Below are 21,480 nucleotides of genomic sequence, written 5' to 3'. Positions count from 1 at the left end.
CTATGGCAATTATGTAAAATTAACAAGGGCAATTAATTTTTAACAAAGGTTGCCAAAATTTAAATTAAATAAATATTTGGCAATTATTTTTGAAATGTTTTTTCAGAATCTAATATGTTATCCTATACTACAATTTTTCTGATTAAAAAATTAAATGTTTAGAAGTTTACCCTTATTTATTGGTTTGAGATATATTCGCGCTAAGAAGCGTAATAGGTTTATATCTATTATTTCAGCGATATCGTTTTTGGGAATATCCTTAGGTGTTGCGGTTTTGATTACAGTAATGTCTGTTATGAATGGTTTTGATCAGCAGATTAAAAGCAGAATTTTAATGATGGTACCACCATTAAAGGTTTATGAGATGGGTGGCAAGCTTGAAGATTGGCAGTCACTTTCAAAAAAAATATTAGCAGACAACCCTAAGGTTACAGCAACTGCACCAATAGTTGAATCTCAAGGATTACTTAGTGCTAATGCTGGCGGCAGTACTACGGCATTTGTTCAGATTCAAGGCATAGAACCAAAATATCAAACTAAAGTATTACCAATTAAAAAGCATATTGTTGAAGGGAATTTGTCATCTTTGGATGATGGTAAAGGATATAATATAGTCTTAGGTAGTGTCTTAGCAGGTAATTTAGGAGTATCTGTAGGAGATAAAGTTACTCTCATAGTACCTAAAGTCAGTCTAACTCCTGCAGGTATGATCCCACGTATTAAGCAGTTTACAGTAACAGGTATCTTCTCTGTGAGTTATCAGTATGATGCTTATTATGCGATGATTAATATCAAAGATGCTCAAAAAGTTTTTGAAACTGGAAATACTATTACATCGTTACAGTTAGGTACCAAAAATGTCTATGATGCTCCAGCCATTAAAAATAAGTTAAATGATGGTGGTTTATCATCATATTATTTCACGCGTGATTGGACAGATGAAAACAAATCATTTTTTGATGCGTTGAAGATGGAAAAAACTATGATGTTCTTTATATTGCTATTGATAATAACTGTAGCAATATTTAATTTACTGTCATCTTTGGTAATGGTCGTTACAGATAAGCGTAGCGATATTGCTATTTTAAGAACTATGGGAATGTCATCACGTCAAATTATTACAGTATTTATATATCAAGGTTTTATAATCGGTCTGATAGGTACAATTATTGGCGTATTATTAGGAGTGATATTATCAACTTATGCTACAGAGATCGTTAATTTTATCCAGCATGTTACAGGTAGACAGTTTTTAAGTGCAAGTGTTTATCTAATTGATTATATTCCATCAGAGCTAATGTTTTCTGATGTTGTTAAAGTAACTTTAGTTTCGATGTTTTTAAGCTTTTTAGCAACATTGTATCCAGCTTGGAGTGCTTCAAGAGTTCAACCAGTAGAGGCCTTAAGATATGAGTGATATTGTTTTAAGCTGTAAGAATGTTTCAAAGAAATATACTGAATTTAAGAATGATATAGCTATTCTTAAGGATATTAATCTTGAGATTAAAAAAGGTGAGAAGGTTGCTATATTAGGTCTATCAGGTTCTGGTAAAACTACTTTATTAAATGTACTTGGAGGATTAGATAAATGTAATTCTGGTGAGGTGCATTTAATGGGTGAAAGATTTGATAACCAATCTGTGAATAAAAGAGCGATAATGCGTAATAAACATTTAGGTTTTATATATCAATTACATCATCTTTTACCTGAGTTTACTGCTATTGAGAATGTTATGATTCCATTAGCAATCACTAAAAAATATAATAAAAAAGATTCAATAAAACGTGCTCAAGAAATTCTTGAAAAAGTCGGTCTAGATCATCGTGCGAATCATAAACCGGCAGAGCTATCAGGTGGAGAGCGTCAAAGAGTTGCGATTGCTAGAGCATTAGTAACTAATCCAAATTGTATTCTTGCAGATGAACCAACTGGTAATCTTGACAGTCAAAGATCAGAAAGCATTTTTCAATTAATGCAACAGCTAAGTGATGATTTTGGTACTAGTTTTGTGATTGTCACACATGATGAAAAATTAGCTCAAAGAATGAATAAAATCTATAGGCTAGTAGATGGCGAGATAGAGCTGGTTGAAAACTCTAAATAACTTTATTTTTTCTCTTTCTTTAATAAAAAAAATCATTTTTAATTTACTGACATTTAGTATACTGCATTAGTAGGTGGTTATATTTCTATAGGCTGTGTAAATTATGAAAACAGTAGTATTTGTCTACAATGATTCTTTAAAGTCATATAAAAAAAATTTTTTATTAAAGATCGAAAGAGATCTTAAAGGATATCAATATAATACTTTGATTATTGATAATATGTCAGAGGTTGTTGAGATACTTGAAGAGAACTCAAGAATATGTTGTATTGTCTTAGATAGGGCAAGCTTTAATGTGGAGGCTTTTCATAATATTGCGCATTTAAATACAAAACTCCCCATATTTGTTGCCTCTGATTATAATCAAAGTATCAAACTTAATCTCAGAGATTTTAATCTAAATATCAACTTCTTACAGTATGACGCTTTAGCTGGTGAGGACTCTGATTTTATTCATAAGACTATTACAAATTATTTTAATGATATATTACCGCCATTAACTTATGAGTTATTTAAATATTCAAGAGATTTTAATTCATCATTTTGTACACCGGGACATCAGGGTGGCTATGGTTTTCAAAGATCTCCAGTAGGTGCTTTGTTTTATGATTTTTATGGTGAGAATATTTTTAAAACTGACCTATCTATTTCAATGAAAGAACTTGGTAGTTTGCTAGATCATTCAGAGGCTCACAAAGATGCTGAAGAATACATCTCAAAAGTTTTTAAATCTGAAAGGTCTCTTATCGTAACTAATGGCACATCAACAGCAAATAAAATAGTAGGAATGTATAGTGTTGCTGATGGCGATACTATTTTAGTTGATAGAAATTGTCATAAGTCGATAACTCATCTTATGATGATGGTTGATGTTAACCCTATATATCTTAAGCCAACTAGAAATGCTTATGGCATAATTGGAGGGATACCTAAAAGTGAGTTTCAAAGAGAAACGATTCAAGAAAAAATAGATAATAGTAATATTGCAGATAAATGGCCTGAATATGCAGTTGTTACAAATTCAACTTATGATGGAATCTTATATAATACTGATACAATACATAATGAATTAGATGTTAAAAAGTTACATTTTGATAGTGCTTGGATTCCTTATGCAATATTTCATCCGATATATAAGCACAAAACTGCAATGCAGATTAATCCTAAACCTGAGCATATAATTTTTGAGACACAATCTACACATAAGCTTTTAGCCGCATTTAGCCAATCATCTATGCTTCATATCAAAGGTGATTATAATGAAGAAGTTTTAAATGAAGCATACATGATGCATACTTCAACATCACCGTTTTATCCTATAGTCTCAAGTACAGAAATGGCAGCCGCTATGATGGAAGGTGAACAAGGCTATAATCTTATAGACAAAACTATCAATTTAGCGATAGATTTTAGGCAAGAGTTAGTTAAATTAAAGTCTGAAGCCAATGGTTGGTTTTTTGATGTTTGGCAACCTGATAATATATCAAACAAAGAAGCTTGGCTATTAAGAAATGCTGAGAAGTGGCATGGTTTTAAAAATGTAGATGGTGATTTTTTATCACTAGATCCTATTAAAATAACTATTTTGACGCCAGGTATAAAAGATAATGATGTCCAAGACTGGGGTGTTCCGGCAGATGTTGTGGCTAAGTTCTTAGATGAGCATGATATTGTTGTTGAGAAATCTGGACCTTATTCTTTATTGTTTATCTTTAGTTTAGGAACTACAAAAGCCAAATCTGTAAGACTTATATCTGTGCTAAATAAGTTTAAACAGATGTACGATGAAAATACTTTGATAGAAAAAATGCTACCAACTCTATATGCTGAAGATCCAAAATTTTATGATGGTAAAAGGATACAAGAAATTAGTGAACAGTTACATCAATATATGAAAGATGCGAATTTACCAAACCTTATGTATCATGCTTTTAATGTTTTACCAGAACAAAAACTAAATCCGCATAGAGCTTTTCAAAAATTATTAAAGGGTAAAGTTAAAAAAGTTCCTTTAGCTGATATATACGAGCATATTTGTGCTGTTATGGTACTTCCTTATCCGCCAGGAATTCCAGTAATATTCCCAGGAGAAAGAGTAACAGCAGAATCAAAAGTAATTCTAGATTTCTTATTAATGTTAGAAAAAATAGGTTCGATGTTACCAGGATTTGATACGGATATTCATGGTCCAGAGAGAGCTAAAGATGGTAAGCTATATATAAAAGTTCTTGATGAACAAGAATAGTAAATTTTTTTGAGAAAAAATGCTTATAAAAGTGCATAAAAAGATGTATAGTGTCTTTTGTTAGAGTTCAAATTTAGTGGGTAATTTCTTATGTTAAAAACTCCTCTTTACGAAGCGCATGTAGCTGCTAATGCTAAAATGGTTGATTTTTCTGGTTGGTCAATGCCAATTAACTATGGCTCACAGATTCAAGAGCACAATAATGTTAGAGAAAATTGTGGTGTATTTGATGTTTCACATATGCTTGCTGTAGATATCAAAGGTAAGGATGCCGAAAAATTCTTACGCCATATGTTAGCAAATGATGTGGCTAAATTATTAAGCAATAAAGCGCAGTATGGCTGTATGCTAAATCATGAAGCTGGAATTGTTGATGATTTAATTACTTATAAAATTGATGAAGAAAATTTTAGAATCGTTGTAAATGCAGGTAATAGAGAATCTGATGTAGCATGGTTTAGAGAAAATGCTAAAGATTTTGCTGTTGATGTAACTCCTCAAGAAGATTTAGCTATAGTAGCAGTTCAAGGGCCAAAGGCAGCTGAAATAGTTGAGCATGTAGTAACATCAGATATTGCTGAACAGTTAGATCATCTTAAGCCTTTTTCATTTAAGTTTTTTAGTAAGTGGATGTTTGCTCGTACAGGTTATACTGGAGAGGATGGTTTTGAGATAATGCTTCCTGCAGATCAAGCTGTAGAATTTTGGAATAGCTTATTAAAATATGGAGCAACACCAGCGGGCCTTGGTGCTAGAGATACGCTTAGATTAGAAGCAGGTATGCACTTATATGGCTCAGATATGGATAGCTCAACAACACCTTTAGAAAGAGGTCTTGGCTGGAGCGTTGACTTATCTGATGAGGATAGAAACTTTATAGGTAAAAAAGCCTTATTGGCTAAGAAAGCAAAAGGTATAGATACTAAGTGGGCTGGCATAGTTCTTAGATCAAAAGGTGTTTTAAGATCTGGTCAAGAGATAGTTTTTGATAATGGTGAAAAAGGTTATATTACAAGCGGTAGCTTTTCACCAACTTTGAAAATTGCTATAGCTTTGGCGTATGTTCCTAAACAAGGAAGTAATCCTAAAGTAAATATACGTGGTAAAGAGTTAGACGTTGAGATTGTGAAACCTAGATTTGTCAAAAATGGTAAATCTTTAATATAGATTATATAAAGTACTCATGTCATTTTAGCTAAGTTTTAGAGTGACAATAAATTTTAAACTATTAGTATTGCAAGTTTTAAGTAAAAAATTAAATTGGTTAATTATTGGAGGTAAAAAATGTCAAATATTCCTAATGAATTAAAATATACAAAGTCACATGAGTGGATCAAAGTAGAGGGTGATGAAGTAATAGTAGGTATTACAGAGCACGCTCAGTCATTACTTGGAGATTTGGTATATGTTGAGCTTCCTGAGGTTGGAGAAGAGTTCTCAAGAGGTGATGATACATGTGTTGTGGAGTCTGTGAAAGCAGCATCAGATGTGTATTCTCCACTTGATGGTGAAATTATAGAAGTAAATGAGTCTTTAGTAGATGATCCTTCGCAAGTAAATCATGCACCATACAAAGATGGTTGGTTATTTAAACTAAAAATCTCTGATGAGTCTCAGCTAGGTGATTTATTAGGTGCTGAAGATTATGCAAAAAATATGCAAGACTAGACTAGTTTCTATAACACTATAAAGTCTTACTAATTTACTCTTTTAAGAAATTCTTATACAAAGGCATGGAGGAAGTATGTCTTTTATACCACATAAGTCTGAACAAATTAAAAAAATGCTGGATACTATAGGAGCAAGCTCTGTAGATCAGTTATTTGATGAGATTCCTGCTCAGCTAAGAGCCAATGCTCTAAAAATTCCAGACGGAATCAATGAAATACAATTAGCAAATGTTGCAAGAAAAAGAGCTAATAAGAATCACCATAATACTAACTACATAGGAGCTGGGGCATATAGTCATTATATTCCTTCAGCGATATGGGATATTGTAGCTCGTGGAGAATTTTATACAGCATATACACCATATCAAGCTGAGGCTTCTCAAGGTGGTCTACAAGTTATCTATGAATTCCAAACCATGATGGCAGGACTAACTGGTATGGATGTATCAAATGCATCTATGTATGATGGGGCAACTGCATTAGCAGAGTCTGTACTTATGGCGATTCGCTCTAATAAAAAGGCAAAATCACAAAAAGTCCTAATAGCTGAAGCGTTACATCCAACGTACTTAAATGTACTAGAAACAATTACGAAGCATCAAGGTATTGAGATTGATGTTGTAAACTTGGACTCTAAAAATGGTAAAACAGATATAGCAAAGCTAGCTGATTTTGCTGATACTCAATATGCTGCGGTAGTTGTCCAAAGTCCTAATTTCTTAGGTCAACTTGCAGATGTTGATAGTCTGACAGATTGGGCGCATGAACATGGAGCTTTAGCTATAGCTGTAACTAATCCAATGTCCTTAGCAATCTTAAAATCACCAGCTGAATGGGGTGAAAAAGGTGCTGATATAGTCTGTGGTGAGGGTCAGCCTATGGGTGTGCCTTTAGCTTCAGGCGGTCCATATTTTGGCTTTATGACTTGTAAAATGCCTCATGTGCGTCAAATGCCAGGTCGTATTGTTGGTAGAACTGTTGATCTAGATGGTAATGAAGGTTTTTGCTTAACTCTACAAGCTAGAGAGCAACATATTCGCCGTGCAAAAGCTACTTCTAATATCTGTACTAACCAAGGTCTTATGGTAACAGCTGCAACTATTTATATGAGTTTGCTTGGTGCTGAAGGTCTAGAAAGAGTTGCTAGTGTATCTCATGAAAATACAACAAACCTAGCAAATGAGTTATCTAAATTAGATGGTGTAAGTATTAGGTTTGATAAAGCATTTTTTAATGAGGTGGTTATTGATTTACCTGTAAACGCAACAACTTTCGTAACAGAAATGGAAAAAGAAGGTATTGATGCCGGATATTTCTTGGGTGAATATAGTAACGACTTAGAAAAATCTATTATGATTTGCGCTACTGAAATTCATACACAAGAAGATCTAGATGAATATATTGCAGCGACTAAGAAAGTTCTAGCTAGGTTAGGAGGTTAATTAAATGGTTATTTTTGAAAAAACTAGAGGTGTAAACTCACCAGCTGTAATGCCAAGTAAAAAAGGTGATACTTCGGATATTCCAGCAAATATGCTTCGTTCTAAAAAACCTATTTTGCCTGAACAAGCTGAGTTAGATGTTGTTAGACATTATACACAACTATCACGTAAGAATTTTTGTATAGATACAAATTTTTATCCACTAGGTTCTTGTACTATGAAGTACAATCCTCGTGCAGCACATAAGTATGCTTCGCTACCTGGTTTTTTAGAAAGACATCCGTATGCAAGTACACAAAGTGCTCAAGGTACTCTAGAGTGTTTATATGATCTACAAGATTTGATAAAAGAGCTAACAGGTATGACTGGTGTTTCACTTGCACCTATGGCAGGCGCTCAAGGTGAGTTTGCAGGTGTAGCTATGATCAAAGCTTATCATCATAAACGTGGTGATTTTGAGCGTAATGAAATTATTGTGCCAGATGCAGCTCATGGTACAAACCCAGCTACTGCAAAAGTGTGTGGCTTAAAAGTTATCGAGATTCCAACTAAGAAGTGTGGTGATATTGATATCGAAGCTCTTGATAAAGTGCTAGGACCAAAAACTGCTGGTATTATGCTTACAAATCCATCTACTGTTGGGGTATTTGAAAGAAGTATAGCTGTGATCGCAAAGAAAGTTCATGAGGCTGGCGGTTTACTATACTATGATGGCGCAAACCTAAATGCGATCATGGGTAAAGCGCGCCCTGGAGATATGGGCTTTGATGTTTTACATATGAATTTACATAAAACTTTTGCAACTCCTCATGGTGGTGGCGGTCCAGGTGCTGGTCCAGTAGCTGTTAATGACAAATTAAAAGAGTTTTTACCTGTACCAATGGTTGGTAAAAAAGATAATAAATTTGTATGGTTAGAGGAAAAAGATGTACCTAATACTATCGGTAGACTATCTGCGTTTAACGGTAATATTGGGGTGTTACTTAGAGCATATATTTATGGCGCAATGTTAGGTGGTAATGGCTTAACTGAAGCATCTGAAATAGCAACTCTAAACGCTAACTATATGATGGTGCGTTTAAAAGAAGAAGGCTTTACAATAGCATATCCTGATAGAAGAGCATCTCACGAGTTTATTGTGACATTAAAACCTGAATTTCAAAAGTATGGCGTGACAGCTACGGATTTCGCTAAGTGTTTGATAGATAGAGGCGTGCATGCTCCTACTATGTATTTCCCATTGCTAGTACCAGAATGCCTACTAATAGAGCCTACTGAAACTGAGAATGTTGATAGTATGGAGAAGTTTATCCAGGCAATGGTTGAGATTAGGAATATTGCAAAACAAAACCCTGAGTATCTTAAAAAAGCACCATATAGTTTACCATCTCGTCGTTTAGATGATGTCAAAGCAGCCAAAGAGCTTGATATTGTTTGGCAGCCTAAATAATAACCATCAAAAATTATTCCCACCATCATGTTTGATACGGGGATATATATAGTTAATTCGAAAGAAAAATGTCATTCTACGACTTGATCGTAGAATCCAAATTTAAAGCTCATAATAATTGGATCCTATGGTCAAGCCATAGGATGACAAAAATGGTTTCAAAAGTTATTAGAATTAGCTATATCTTAAAAGTAAAGTATTAAACTTTGTTTTTCGTTTAAGTCATACAGGTTTCGTTGCTTACTTCGTAAGCTATAACGACATACTTTTTGTATAGCAAAAAAAGTATGCAAAATTGCCTAGCACTACGCTGCCGCATTTTAAGCCAATGAAAAAATAGAAAACTCGTCCAATTGTATTGAACTCGGACAATTCTATTTTTAATTCATTGTCTTTAGTAAATGCTAATCGCTAATGTGCAGATATGATAATAAATACTAATGGAACTATCCAAAAATATCTGATTCTATTTTTTGATGAGAGTTTTTTTAGAAAAGTAAACTACATTTTCATATCAAATAATCTATAATCTTAATAATATCTTTTAGATTTTATAATTTTGAATGACAACTCAGCAATATCTCGAGCAACTTAACAAACGCTATAAAACTGGTATATCTCGTGAACATACATACCGCAAGGATTTAGAAGATTTGCTAGTATCTCTAGTAGCCGATATAGATGTCACAAATGAGCCGGCAAATGTTACAGACTGTGGTAACCCTGATTATGTGATTACCAAAAAAGATATACCAATTGGTTATATCGAGGCGAAAGATATTGGTAAAGATTTAGATTCAAAGAACTACAAAGAGCAGTTTAGTCGCTACCGCAAGGCTTTGGATAATTTGATTATCACAGATTATTTGCGTTTTCAGTTCTTCAAAGAGGGTGAGCTAGTTACACAGATTGAGATTGCGACTATTGAAAATGGCGAGATTAAACCAATCGTTAGAAACTTCCAACAGTTTGAAAATCTAATCAAAGATTTCTGTACATATATAGGTCAAACTATCCGCTCGCCGAAGAAATTAGCGGGGATGATGGCAGGTAAGGCAAGATTATTGCAAAATACATTAGAAAATGCACTAAACAAAGATATCGAAGATGAGCAAAATAGTGGGCTAAGATCACAATATGAAACTTTTAGAAATATTCTAATCCATGATTTGACACCAAAGGGCTTTGCGGATATTTATGCTCAAACGCTAGCGTATGGGATGTTTGCTGCAAGGTATCACGATAAGGTTTTAGACACTTTCTCGCGTCAAGAAGCAGCTGAGAAGATACCCAAGACAAATCCATTTCTAAGAATGCTGTTTGACTATGTCGCTGGTACAAATATTGATGGCAGGATTAAGCATACAGTTGATAACTTAGCGGATGTTTTCCGTGCGGTAGATTTACGCAAGATACTTTCAAAATTTGGTAGAAGTACCAAAACCCAAGATCCAATAGTGCATTTTTATGAGGATTTTCTATCTGAATATGACTCAAAGCTTAGAAAGGCAAAGGGAGTTTGGTATACACCTCAACCTGTAGTTAGCTTTATCGTAAGAGCAGTTGATGAGGTGCTAAAATCAGAGTTTGGACTAAGCCAAGGGCTAGCAGATACTACCAAGACAAAGATACAAATTGACAGTCAAACAACTGATAAAAGATCAAAATCTGGCTATAAACAAATAGAAAAAGAAGTCCACAAAGTCCAAGTTCTAGATCCAGCAACTGGTACAGGGACATTTTTGGCAGAGGCGATTAAGTTTATTTACAATAACAATTTCAAAGCTATGCAAGGTGCTTGGAGTGGTTATGTAGAGGAGCATTTGATACCTAGGTTAAATGGCTTCGAGCTACTGATGGCAAGTTATGCAATGGCACATCTAAAGTTAGATATGCTTCTAACAGATACCGGCTATAAGCCAAAATCTACCCAAAGCCAACGCTTCCATATCTATCTGACAAACTCACTTGAGGAGCATCACCCTGATACTGGGACACTTTTTGCTAACTGGCTAAGTAATGAAGCCAATGAGGCAAACCAAATCAAAAAAGATACTCCAGTAATGGTAGTGATGGGTAATCCGCCGTACTCGGTTAGCTCTAGTAATAAAGGCGAATGGATACAAGACCTAATTAAAGACTATAAGAAAAACCTTAATGAAAGAAAGATAAATTTAGATGATGATTATATCAAATTTACTCGTTATGGACAGCATTACATAGATAGAACAGGTGAGGGTGTATTAGCGTATATATCTAATAACTCTTTTATAGATGGTATAACTCATAGGCAGATGAGAAAGTCACTATTAGAGAGCTTTGATAAGATTTATATCATAGATTTACATGGTAATTCTAAGAAAAAAGAAATTTGCCCAGATGGCTCAAAAGATGAAAATGTCTTTGATATTATGCAAGGCGTATCTATCAATATTTTTGTTAAAACTGGAGCTAAGAAAAAAGGCGAATTAGCTGAAGTCTACCATTATGATTTGTTTGGTAAGAGAAACTATAAGTATGACTTTTTAAATCAAAATGATTTAAAAAATATTTCATGGAATAAATTAGAATATAGTAAGCCAAATTATTTTTTTGTGAAAAAAGATTTTGGTTTGATTAAACAATATGAGAGAGGGTTTAATGTAAGCTCATTATTTAAAGTTTATAGTTCAGGCATTGAAACCCAACAAGATAAGCTTGCTATAAATATGAATAAAGCAGAACTTATTAAAGTGTGTCAAGATTTTAAAGATTTAGATCAGGCAGCAATTAAAGCAAAATATGAAATAGTAGATAAGAGAGATTGGACTGTATTAAATGCAAAAGAAGATATAAAAGCAAATGGATTACATAGCATTGCTAAAATCGATTATAGAATATTTGATAGTAGATATTGTTATTTATCAAAATCATCTAAAGGCTTTAGTGCTTATTCTAGATATTCTACTATGAAACATTTACTATATGATAATATTGCTTTACTTGTACCTAGACAAACATCTCAAGACTATAGACATATTTTTATAACTAAAAAACCTGTAGATGGAAATACCTTATCAACTGCAAAAAAATTTGGTAGTGCACCAATTTTTCCATTATATCTCTACCCAGATGATGACTCACTAGATTCTAGCAGAGTACCAAATTTAGATATGAGTATTGTTAAAGAGATTGAGAAGAGCCTTGGCTTGGAGTTTGTTGCTGAGAAAACACACCATTCAAGTTTACTGAGCGGAGTCGAAGTGTTGAATGGTGATTTAGGTACTCAATCATGTAATAACGGCACTTCGACTCCGCTCAGTGACCTATCTAAAACATTTGCCCCAATAGACATACTCGACTACATCTATGCGGTACTTCACAGTCCTAGCTACCGTGAGAGATACAAAGAATTTCTAAAAATAGATTTCCCACGCGTACCATATCCAACTATAGATACTTTTTGGCAACTGGTAGAGCTAGGCGGACAACTTCGCCAAATTCATTTATTAGAGTCGCCAGTAGTTACAGGTTACATTACAAGCTACCCGATAGATGGCGATAATATTGTCGATAAACCAAGCTATAAAGATGGCAAAGTTTACATCAACAAAGGGCAGTATTTTGATAATGTCCCAGAAGTAGCTTGGAATTTTTATATTGGTGGTTATCAACCAGCTCAAAAATGGCTCAAAGATCGTAAGGGTAGAGAGCTAGGCTTTGAAGATATCTTACATTATCAAAAGATAATTCTAGCACTTACTGAAACTGATAAGTTGATGAAAGAGATTGATAAGGTTTATAGTGTGGCTTAGATGATAAGAAATATTTTCACAAGCTCGGCTATATTATTTTTTTGTACTATTTTAGCAAAACAATCATTTGGATATGCGCATACTCATTTAATGCTAGAAAATAATTGTAGTACAGATGCTATCTTTACTATCACAGATAAAGATAGTGGTTATAGTTTTAAGAAGGTTATTAAACCTTATCAGTATTATGTTACTAAAGAGTTATCTAATGATAATTTTCTACTCGCTACAACCTCAAACTATAATATAAATTTTAAGTCAAGAAATTCATACGGTTCTGTTAAATATGAATTATCAAATGCATTCTTTTATTTCGGTGAGAAGGGCGCAAATAAAGCATTATTTAAAGATGCGATTGGTAATATAGAGGTAAATCACAGATTACATAATGATAATTATGAATACTATTGGACTAATTATTCCGTCAACATAAAAACATTCATCAATGGCAGCTTAATTACGCCAAGCTTTACAATTTCAGCATGTCATAAAGAAATAGATACCTTTGATAGTTTATTATTTGGTGTTAAAAAAGTTTTAATATTTGGTGATAGCTTAAGTGATAAAGGGAATCTTTATAAATATTCATTACAATTGTTACCAAAGTCAACACCATATTATAGAGGGATGTTTTCTAATGGAGAAGTATGGTCAGAACAATTTGCAAATAGGTTATATCTAAATAATATTTCTGTTAATAACTATGCTGTTGGGGGTAGTTCAGTTATAGTATTTCCAGATTGGGCTGATAATGATACTCCATATGTGTTAGGTGATCAGGTTGGTTTATACCTTAATTTAGATTCGAATGAGAATATTAAAGATAAACTAGCAATATTTTTTGTAGGTGGAAATGACTACTTAACATCTAATCCAAAAATGGAAGATATTGATAATGCTGTTAAGCAAGTTACAGATGGCATTATATCTGCTATTGAGAGGGTTGGCGTAAAAAAAGTGGTTATTATAGGTTTGCCAGACCTTAGTATAACTGGTGAGTCTAAGTCTCTAAAAAATCAAGATGTCTTGAAAAAGATATATATAAAGCATAATGAAATTTTAAAAGCATATGCTAATAAACATAATATGAAATTTATAGATATCGCACCAGTATTTGATGAAATGATTAATAATACGAAGAACTTTAATAAGAAATATCATGCAAATATAAGCCTGAAGCATATCAAAGATTCATGTTGGTTGGGAGGGTATTTTTTATCTGAGAAAGCTAAAATAAACAAAGCATATAATGATTTAGAAAATAAGGATAGTTCTAGAGTTAAGATGACTGAGCTACTAGACCAACCTTCGATGCAAAGTATTATAGATGCAGGTTATACAGGAAGTATGTGTAATAATCCGCAAAACTATGCATTTTGGGATCATGTTCATCCTACTTACCAAATCCATCGAGCATTATATGATCATATTGTTAAAGAACTTGGGGCAAAATCTTACACAAAAGAAATTATGTAAAAATTTCTGAAAACTATCTCGTAAAAGTAATTATTTTCACCATATTTCTCATATATTATCAGTTATATAAAGCTATTGAAACGTAGGTTTTAAGGTGACAAGAGTAGTTTTATTTGTAATACTGTAAGTATATTCGTTATAGAGGATTTAATTGATGAACGAATTTAAATATAGTCTGCAAGATCTCAAAGAAAAGATCTTTACTCAAAAATATAATAAATATGCTCCTCAAAAAGGAGTACACCTATATCACTTTCCTGGTTCACTTTATTCACAAATTGCTAGACAAGCATTAGCTGAGAAAAAAGCTAAATATGAGAGTCATATCATCTTAATAAATAATGCTTATCAGCAGTATGAACCTGAGTTTGTAAGAATCTCACCATTTTGTGTTGTGCCTATTCTTGTTATAGATGGCAAAGTGACAAATGATGCATATAATATTGCTAAATTTGCAGATAAATATTTTTCTATACATGCTTCACTCTTTCCTACAGATAAACAACTACAAAAAGAGTTTGGATATTTGCAAACACTAGTGGATAAAATCAATGCTGAAGCTTTAACTTATGGAGATGTGTTGGTTGCTAAAAGGCCTTTTATGTTTAGGTTTCTTTCTAAAAATGGGCATCAGCATAAGATCGAAATTTTAGAGAAGAAAGTAAAGGAGTATTCAGGAGATCCTTTTTTAAGGCGAGCGTTTGAAAATAAGCTTAAAACAGTTTCGAAAACAAACAATATTGTCCATAATCCAGAGTCAATGGTGCAAATTTTACAAGGCACAAAAGAGGCTATAGCTAAGTTAAATGAGTATTTACAAAGTCATGATGGTAAGTTTGCTCTAGGTAAAGATTTCTCTGCGATAGATATTTATCTTGGAGTATTCTTATGGAGATTAGACTTTTTAAATCTTAGTAAATATTTGTGGGGCGATAGCCAGTGTATAAAGCGATATACAGAAACTCTTTGGAAGAGAGAATCATTTAAAGAAGCTGTTATTAAACCATGGAAGCAAATGAAAAAAGATATCCTTATTCCAATGGTTATTTCAAAATTCAAATCTAAATTAGGCTTTAAATCTTAGGCTTTCGATCTTATTGGCTTGAGAAGAATATATTTTTTTCATAGACTGATCTTATATCTGAGTGATTTTGTGCGAGTCTGAGTTGGTGAAAGATTGGAATAGTCTAGAAAAAGAGTATCAAAATAGAGTTAGCTCTATAAGTAAGTTTTTAGATGGTAAAGTTTGTAAGAGTAATGATTGTATATCACTATTAGAGAGTGCTATTTTACCAAGAGATAAAGTTTGTATTGAAGGAGATAACCAAAAACAAGCAAGTTTCTTGGCCAAGTCATTACTGGCTTGTGATGTTTCAAAAGTTAATCATCTTCATATGATACAATCTGCTATTTCATTACCACAACACTTGGATATTTTTGATAAAGGAATTGCTTCAAAGGTTGATTTTAGTTTCTCGAGTCCTCAGTCAATCAGACTGTCGCAGATGATTAAAAATGGTAAGATTGAGATAGGTAATATCCATACTTATAACGAGCTATATGCTCGAATGGTAATGGATCTAACACCAAATGTGGCACTTATTGTTGCAGAGCAAGCAGATAGAGAGGGAAATCTATATACTGGAGCAAATACTGAAGAGACTCCAGCTATTGTTGAGGCAACTTCATTCAAAAAGGGCTTGATAATAGTACAAGTTAGTAAGATTGTTGATAAGCTTCCACGAGTTGATATACCGGGTGATTGGATAGATGTGATTATAGAATCTCCCGAACCATGTTATATTGAACCACTATTTACTAGAGATCCTGCTTTGATAGATGAAATCAAAATTTTAATGGCAATGATGGTTATTAAAGGCATATATGCTCCATATCAGATTAATCGACTTAATCATGGTGTAGGCTTTAACACCTGTGCTATAGAACTTATTTTACCTACATATGCCGAATCATTAGGATTGAAAGGTAAGGTTTGTAAACATTGGGTAGTTAACCCTTTGCCAACATTGATTCCAGCAATTGAAGCGGGATTTGTGGAGTCTGTCTATTGTTTTGGTGGAGAATTAGGGATGAATGATTATGTCAAAGCAAGATCCGATATATTTTTTACAGGTAGGGATGAGTCACTTAGATCAAATAGGTTATTTGGTCAATTAGCTGGACATTATGGAAGTGATGCTTTTAATGGGGCGACTTTACAAATAGATTTACAAGCAAATAGTTCAACGGCAACAAAAGGGCGTGTAGCTGGATTTGGAGGAGCTCCAAATATGGGCTGCGACTCTTTGGGTAGGCGACACTCTTCTTATGCATGGTTAAAAGCAGGACAAGAACGAACACAAGCAACATCTAACAATATGCCACGTGGAAGAAAATTAGTTATACAAATGGTCGAGACATTTCAGGGTTCTGGTAAACCAACATTTGTTGAAAATCTTGATGCTTGGGATTTACAAAAAGAAATGAAAGCAGATTTACCTCCGGTAATGATTTATGGTGATGATATATCGCACGTTGTTACAGAAGAAGGTATTGCAAATCTTTTGATGTGTAGGAACACAAATGAGAGAGAGCAGGCAATTCGAGGTGTAGCAGGTTATACGCCAGTTGGATTAGCAAGAGATAAACAAAAGGTTGCTGAGCTAAGAGAAAGGGGAGTGATTCAGCGCCCAGAGGATTTAGGGATAAAACTTAGTGATGCAACTAGGGATTTGCTGGCGGCTAAATCTATACGTGATCTTGTTGATATTTCAGGAGGCTTATATAAAGCACCAAGTAAATTTAGAAACTGGTAGGTGAAATAGATATGCAAAAATTAAATTATATATTTGAATCTACAAATTCAACAACGAAAGGCTTAGCTTGTACTGTAGGTGTTGTAGGATCTGGAAATTGTGAAGTGTTAGTAGATAAAAGTAAGCAAGAAGGCAAAGTAACATTTGATATATTTACATCAGTGGATGGATTTGAGCAGTTATGGCAAGCAGTATGTACAGATTTTGTTGATGAGTATAGGCCAGAAGCATTAAGTTTTAGAATAAATGATAGTGGAGCAACACCTGCTGTTGTAGCTCTTAGGCTAAGACAAGCAATTGAAGTATACTATAAACAAGAAGTTCCAAAAGGTAGTAATTATCTAGAGCTTGATGCTAGAAGTAGAATAGCTTCTCTTTTTGATAATTTTGAAGAATTTAAGTGTAAAGGAGATTGCTATAGTAGCCATCTTAACGATCTCGGAATAACTGGTGAGCATGATGATGGTATTGTTTTAGGTAGGGCTAATTTAAAAAATAAAGAAGTATTCGTTGCTGCTCAGCAAAAAGATTTTATTGGTGGCGCTGTTGGTGAGATGCATGGTGCAAAGCTAAATGCATTATTTAAAAAAGCTGTGAAAGAAAATATTGAGGCAGTTATTTTACTGATTGATAGTGGAGGTGTTCGTTTACATGAGGCAAATGCCGGGGAAATTGCCATATCAGAAATTATTAGATCCATATTTATAGCGAGAAAAAATGGAGTTAAGACAATTGGTGTAATCTGTGGTAAAAATGGTGCCTATGGAGGCATGGGAATTATTGCTGCAACGCTAGATTGTCGAATTGTCTCTGAAGTATCTCGTATAGGAGTCTCAGGAGCAGAGGTTATTCAAGCAGTTAAAGGGATTGAAGCATTTGATGCTAATGATCGGGCTCTTGTATGGAGAGTTTATGGAGGTAAAACACGTTATCTAAATAGTGAAGCTGAACTTTTTGCTGATAATAATATAGATACGATTAGAATGAGAATCGGCGAAGCGCTTCAAAAAGAGGCTAGGTTAGATTTAGAAGTAGTTAAAGCTGAACAAAAACTGCTTAAACAAAGATTGTTAGACTCTGGAGATTGTAGAGAAGAAGCTGAGTATCTTAATGTAAATAATTATGATGAGTTGGCTGATAAGATTTTTGATATGAATTATAGTGATTTTCTAAAAATAGCTGAAGATATCAAAAGGAGTTGATATGAAAACAGATGATTTTTTAAATAGTGTGTTTGTTGAAGGTTGTGACTATAAAACTACTGATGGCGTTGTGTTTGGTCAAGCTATTTTAGATGGTAAACCTGTTAAGATATTGGGTGTTGAAAATGATACTTTCTTAGGTGTTAAACAAGCATTATTAATGGCTGAGAAGATTATTGAAATTATTGAAGAGGGTGAGCAGACTCCTATATTTATGCCTGTTGATGTTGCGGGACAAAAGCTAGCAATGCAAGATGAGTGGTTAAGTATGAATCAATACTTTGCTCATCTTTTAGAAACTTTAGAAGTAGCTAGAAATAGCGGTCACTCTTTGATATCTACAGTATATAATCAGGCAATTGGTGGTGGTTTTATTGCCTTTGGGTTAATGTGTGATCAAATCTATGCGCTTCCAGAAGCTAAAGTAGCAGTGATGTGGTTAGAAGGAATGGCTAAAGTTACAAAAATTCCTCAATCAAGATTAGAAGAGCTTAGTAAAACTTCTGCAGTATTTGCTCCGGGAATAGAAAATTTTAAAAACTTAGGTGGTATACATAAGGTTCTGGAAATTGAAGAAGTTGCAGAAAACTTAAAAAAAGATTTATATCTTGATTATGAGGCTGATGAGCGTGCAAAACTAGGTTTTGAGCGAGGAGGGAGGAAGTGGGCTTTACCTGTGATGGAGCAGATATTAAACAGCTAGAAAGTTTACTAGATCGTCATAATATTGCTTATGTGAAACCTAATGCTACATTTAAGCTAGATGATTTTTATAAAAATAATTTAGGTATTGTTAAAGCTTGGGTTGGAAACTCTTATCCATTAATTGTAGCAAGACAAGATAATGTTCAAAATGGAATTAAGCTTGCTGTCTCTACACTAGAAAAAAGCCATAAAATAAAAGCGGCAATGCTGTTTGAAAGTACTGATATTATTAAGATACAATTACCACCAACCTTAAGAGAAATATCTGAGTATTTTGGATGGCAGACTAAAGCTTTTGATCAAAACGAAATTTATGTTTATGGGTCTTATGCTATTAGTTATTTGACTAAAAAAGAACTTTTTACAGAAACTTCAGATATTGATATGCTTTTGATATATGGTGGACAAACTTTATTCTTTTTAAAAGGTCTTCTAGAGAGTCTTCAAACATGTCTAAGCTGTAAGGTTGATATTGAAATACGCTTTAATAATATTGGAGATATTAACCTAAGAGAGCTAATTAGTGATAAAACTAATGATTTAATATGTAAGACAAAATCATCAATATGTGTTATCAACAAAGCAAAATTATATGAGCTTGAGCCGACCTTGTATGAAAACTGATTATAAAAAAGTTGCTGGCTATGCTGTAAAGGCTCTTTTTTTAGAGTTAAAGAGCTATCCTAAGCCTGGTTTGGTTAGTTTTGTGGATAGTGGTGCCCATACTGATATGGATGCTAATACTTTCTATAAAAGTCTATTTGCTTTAAGGAATTATTTTTCACAAGTTGTTAGATATGGAAATAAAGGGTGTGACTTTTTTGCGCTTAAAAAATTAGCAATACAAGCTGAAAATACAATGTTACGAGTGACTAATGGTATAAATACTCACAAAGGAGCAATATTTGCCTTAGGGCTTATGAGTGCAACACTTGCATCTTTTGATGAAATTATAGGTTTGTCAGATTTAAAAGAGAATTTTATTTTACAGTGGCAAAAGCCGTTACAAATGCATGATACATTGATATCTAAATCACGTCAGCAGCAAAGAGAAAAATATAATATTAAAGGGGCTAAAGATTTAGCAATAGATGGTTATTCTATAGTTTTTGATTATTTTGATGAATTTATTTATGACTATAAACATAATAGCTTAGATATGGCTGTTATCAATGCTTATGTGTATCTTATGCAGAATATGGATGATACAAATATTTTAAATAGGTGTGGCTATGATACTCTTATATATGCAAAAAATCGCTCAAAGGATTTATTAAATTGTCAATCAACAGAATTATTGAACAAGGCAGTTTCTGTGCATAGAGAATTCTCTTCGGCAAATATTAGTCCAGGAGGGGTAGCTGATATGATAGCTTTACTATTGTTATTAGGACAGTATTATCATAAGGACTTAGTATGGCGATAATGTATGCTTTTAGTGGGCAAGGTTTACAAAATGCAGATATGTTTAAACTTTTATCCGGGGATGAAAGAGGCGTTACTTTTTTAGAGGAAGCATCAAAGCTAGTTGATATAAATCTTCTAAACAAGAATGAATTTAGTAAGTATTTATTTGATCAAAAATTTGCCCAATTATTTATAACTATACTGTCTAAAGGAGTTTTTGATTTATTGTCTATGAAGTCAGATAGTGGTCTTTGTGGCTATAGTTTAGGTGAGGCTATAGCATTTATTTGTTCTGCTAATTTAAGTTTAGATAAGGCTCTAGAGTTAGTAACAATGCGTGCAAGGTTTATGCTTGAAGCGATAGATAATGATGAGAGTAAATTTTCAATGGTATCAGTCAAAGATGGTCTTGATATTTCCCAAATCAAAGAAGTCGCAAATAAGTATAAATGTGAGCTTGCTATTTGTCTTTCAGATACTCATGCTGTAATTGCTGGATCAAATAAGGAGCTTGAGGTATTTGCAAATGCAGTTAAAGAGTTAGGAGCGAAGTTTGTTAAAAAAGTTAGTGTAAATGTTCCATCTCATACATATTTTCTAAAAGATGCGACATCTAAGTTTGCTAGTTATCTTAAACAGTATGATAATTGTTACCTTCGATACCCAATTATAGATTCTTTGAGCCTTAGTAAAAACTATACTTCAGCATCAGCTACAAGTTTTTTGGCAAAAGAGTTAAGTACAACTCTACAATTTGGTAAACTTTCTCAATGTGTATTTGAATATGGTTATTCTAATGTGGTTGAAATTGGACCAGGTTTTGCTCTTAAAAATATCTTTAATTCACATAATACCTATACTAATTGCTTAAGCTGTAATGATTTTAGTAGCATAGAAGGTATGAAAAAATATTTAGAGAATGTTCAATAATAATCTAAATTATAATTATTTCTAGATTATTTTTTTGGAAAAAACTTTAAAAAAGTGTGGTATAACTATTTGACAATAGTATCTCTAAAGACTAAGCTAAATAGTATGAAAGAAATTTCATATAGACTTATAAGCTAAGGCTTATAAACGTGTTGATTTGGTAACTCAGCTTGCGGACACGAAAAATAATCTGCTAAAAGGGTGCTGGATATCAATCCTCCATTCTCAGATTTTCTCC

Annotated in this window: 16 protein-coding genes and 1 riboswitch; all 16 genes read left to right on the top strand. The window is 33.2% G+C overall.

Features of this window, described 5'->3' with window-relative positions:
- Positions 1-154 precede the first annotated feature (154 nt).
- Entirely contained in the window at positions 155-1,417 is a 1,263-nt protein-coding gene (locus F7310_RS08135; RefSeq protein ID WP_072713114.1) for a lipoprotein-releasing ABC transporter permease subunit, read from the top strand.
- The gene (lolD, locus tag F7310_RS08130) at positions 1,410-2,105 is read left to right on the top strand and encodes a lipoprotein-releasing ABC transporter ATP-binding protein LolD (RefSeq protein WP_072713113.1); all 696 of its coding nucleotides are present in this window, start codon (positions 1,410-1,412) and stop codon (positions 2,103-2,105) included. The genes F7310_RS08135 and lolD overlap by 8 nt, the downstream gene beginning before the upstream one ends.
- 103 nt (positions 2,106-2,208) lie before the next feature.
- Positions 2,209-4,350, top strand: a complete 2,142-nt coding sequence (gene ldcC, locus F7310_RS08125; protein ID WP_072713112.1) for a lysine decarboxylase LdcC — start codon at positions 2,209-2,211, stop codon at positions 4,348-4,350.
- 90 nt (positions 4,351-4,440) lie between these two features.
- Positions 4,441-5,517, top strand: a complete 1,077-nt coding sequence (gcvT, locus tag F7310_RS08120; protein WP_072713111.1) for a glycine cleavage system aminomethyltransferase GcvT — start codon at positions 4,441-4,443, stop codon at positions 5,515-5,517.
- A gap of 117 nt (positions 5,518-5,634) precedes the next feature.
- Complete coding sequence (gene gcvH / locus F7310_RS08115) at positions 5,635-6,018, top strand: glycine cleavage system protein GcvH (RefSeq protein WP_072713110.1); 384 nt, start codon at positions 5,635-5,637, stop codon at positions 6,016-6,018.
- 76 nt (positions 6,019-6,094) lie between these two features.
- On the top strand, positions 6,095-7,462 hold the full coding sequence (gcvPA, locus tag F7310_RS08110; RefSeq protein ID WP_072713109.1) for an aminomethyl-transferring glycine dehydrogenase subunit GcvPA: 1,368 nt from the start codon (positions 6,095-6,097) through the stop codon (positions 7,460-7,462).
- A 4-nt stretch (positions 7,463-7,466) separates the two neighbouring features.
- Positions 7,467-8,912: an aminomethyl-transferring glycine dehydrogenase subunit GcvPB gene (gene gcvPB / locus F7310_RS08105; RefSeq protein WP_072713108.1), complete on the top strand. Its 1,446-nt coding sequence runs from the start codon at positions 7,467-7,469 to the stop codon at positions 8,910-8,912.
- Between the two features lie 563 nt (positions 8,913-9,475).
- A complete protein-coding gene (locus tag F7310_RS08100; protein WP_072713106.1) occupies positions 9,476-12,706 on the top strand; it encodes a type ISP restriction/modification enzyme in 3,231 nt (1,076 codons plus the stop codon).
- Positions 12,707-14,182 (top strand): SGNH/GDSL hydrolase family protein, encoded by a 1,476-nt coding sequence (locus tag F7310_RS08095; protein WP_072713105.1) that lies wholly within the window; start codon positions 12,707-12,709, stop codon positions 14,180-14,182. It begins immediately after the preceding gene.
- A gap of 154 nt (positions 14,183-14,336) precedes the next feature.
- Positions 14,337-15,266, top strand: coding sequence for a glutathione S-transferase family protein (locus F7310_RS08090; RefSeq protein WP_072713103.1), 930 nt, complete (start codon positions 14,337-14,339; stop codon positions 15,264-15,266).
- 85 nt (positions 15,267-15,351) lie between these two features.
- Positions 15,352-16,998 carry a malonate decarboxylase subunit alpha gene (mdcA, locus tag F7310_RS08085; RefSeq protein ID WP_072713101.1) on the top strand — a complete coding sequence of 549 codons (1,647 nt, stop codon included), beginning with the start codon at positions 15,352-15,354 and terminating at the stop codon, positions 16,996-16,998.
- An 11-nt stretch (positions 16,999-17,009) separates the two neighbouring features.
- A complete protein-coding gene (mdcD, locus tag F7310_RS08080; RefSeq protein ID WP_072713100.1) occupies positions 17,010-18,200 on the top strand; it encodes a biotin-independent malonate decarboxylase subunit beta in 1,191 nt (396 codons plus the stop codon).
- Position 18,201: 1 nt separating this feature from the next.
- Positions 18,202-18,903 carry a biotin-independent malonate decarboxylase subunit gamma gene (locus tag F7310_RS08075; protein WP_072713098.1) on the top strand — a complete coding sequence of 234 codons (702 nt, stop codon included), beginning with the start codon at positions 18,202-18,204 and terminating at the stop codon, positions 18,901-18,903.
- Positions 18,864-19,529, top strand: coding sequence for a phosphoribosyl-dephospho-CoA transferase MdcG domain-containing protein (locus F7310_RS08070; RefSeq protein ID WP_072713096.1), 666 nt, complete (start codon positions 18,864-18,866; stop codon positions 19,527-19,529). The genes F7310_RS08075 and F7310_RS08070 overlap by 40 nt, the downstream gene beginning before the upstream one ends.
- Positions 19,519-20,331, top strand: a complete 813-nt coding sequence (locus F7310_RS08065; RefSeq protein ID WP_158513255.1) for a triphosphoribosyl-dephospho-CoA synthase — start codon at positions 19,519-19,521, stop codon at positions 20,329-20,331. Before F7310_RS08070 ends, F7310_RS08065 begins: the two co-directional genes overlap by 11 nt.
- The gene (locus tag F7310_RS08060) at positions 20,322-21,242 is read left to right on the top strand and encodes an ACP S-malonyltransferase (protein ID WP_072713093.1); all 921 of its coding nucleotides are present in this window, start codon (positions 20,322-20,324) and stop codon (positions 21,240-21,242) included. The genes F7310_RS08065 and F7310_RS08060 overlap by 10 nt, the downstream gene beginning before the upstream one ends.
- Positions 21,243-21,381: 139 nt before the next feature.
- Positions 21,382-21,460, top strand: a riboswitch (SAM riboswitch).
- The last annotated feature ends 20 nt before the right edge of the window (positions 21,461-21,480 follow it).

The sequence above is a fragment of the Francisella uliginis genome (assembly GCF_001895265.1).
Lineage (GTDB): Bacteria > Pseudomonadota > Gammaproteobacteria > Francisellales > Francisellaceae > Francisella > Francisella uliginis.
The sequence above is the reverse complement of the archived record's forward strand: the minus strand, read 5'-3'. Positions and strand labels throughout refer to the sequence as shown.

Bases quoted from the DNA above. Each gene is read 5' to 3' on its own strand.
- gcvPA (WP_072713109.1), top strand. From the start codon at position 6,095: ATGTCTTTTATACCACATAAGTCTGAACAAATTAAAAAAATGCTGGAT.
- gcvPB (WP_072713108.1), top strand. From the start codon at position 7,467: ATGGTTATTTTTGAAAAAACTAGAGGTGTAAACTCACCAGCTGTAATG.
- lolD (WP_072713113.1), top strand. From the start codon at position 1,410: ATGAGTGATATTGTTTTAAGCTGTAAGAATGTTTCAAAGAAATATACT.
- F7310_RS08075 (WP_072713098.1), top strand. From the start codon at position 18,202: ATGAAAACAGATGATTTTTTAAATAGTGTGTTTGTTGAAGGTTGTGAC.
- F7310_RS08095 (WP_072713105.1), top strand. From the start codon at position 12,707: ATGATAAGAAATATTTTCACAAGCTCGGCTATATTATTTTTTTGTACT.
- gcvT (WP_072713111.1), top strand. From the start codon at position 4,441: ATGTTAAAAACTCCTCTTTACGAAGCGCATGTAGCTGCTAATGCTAAA.
- gcvH (WP_072713110.1), top strand. From the start codon at position 5,635: ATGTCAAATATTCCTAATGAATTAAAATATACAAAGTCACATGAGTGG.
- F7310_RS08060 (WP_072713093.1), top strand. From the start codon at position 20,322: ATGGCGATAATGTATGCTTTTAGTGGGCAAGGTTTACAAAATGCAGAT.
- F7310_RS08135 (WP_072713114.1), top strand. From the start codon at position 155: ATGTTTAGAAGTTTACCCTTATTTATTGGTTTGAGATATATTCGCGCT.
- F7310_RS08065 (WP_158513255.1), top strand. From the start codon at position 19,519: ATGAAAACTGATTATAAAAAAGTTGCTGGCTATGCTGTAAAGGCTCTT.
- F7310_RS08090 (WP_072713103.1), top strand. From the start codon at position 14,337: ATGAACGAATTTAAATATAGTCTGCAAGATCTCAAAGAAAAGATCTTT.
- ldcC (WP_072713112.1), top strand. From the start codon at position 2,209: ATGAAAACAGTAGTATTTGTCTACAATGATTCTTTAAAGTCATATAAA.
- F7310_RS08100 (WP_072713106.1), top strand. From the start codon at position 9,476: ATGACAACTCAGCAATATCTCGAGCAACTTAACAAACGCTATAAAACT.
- mdcD (WP_072713100.1), top strand. From the start codon at position 17,010: ATGCAAAAATTAAATTATATATTTGAATCTACAAATTCAACAACGAAA.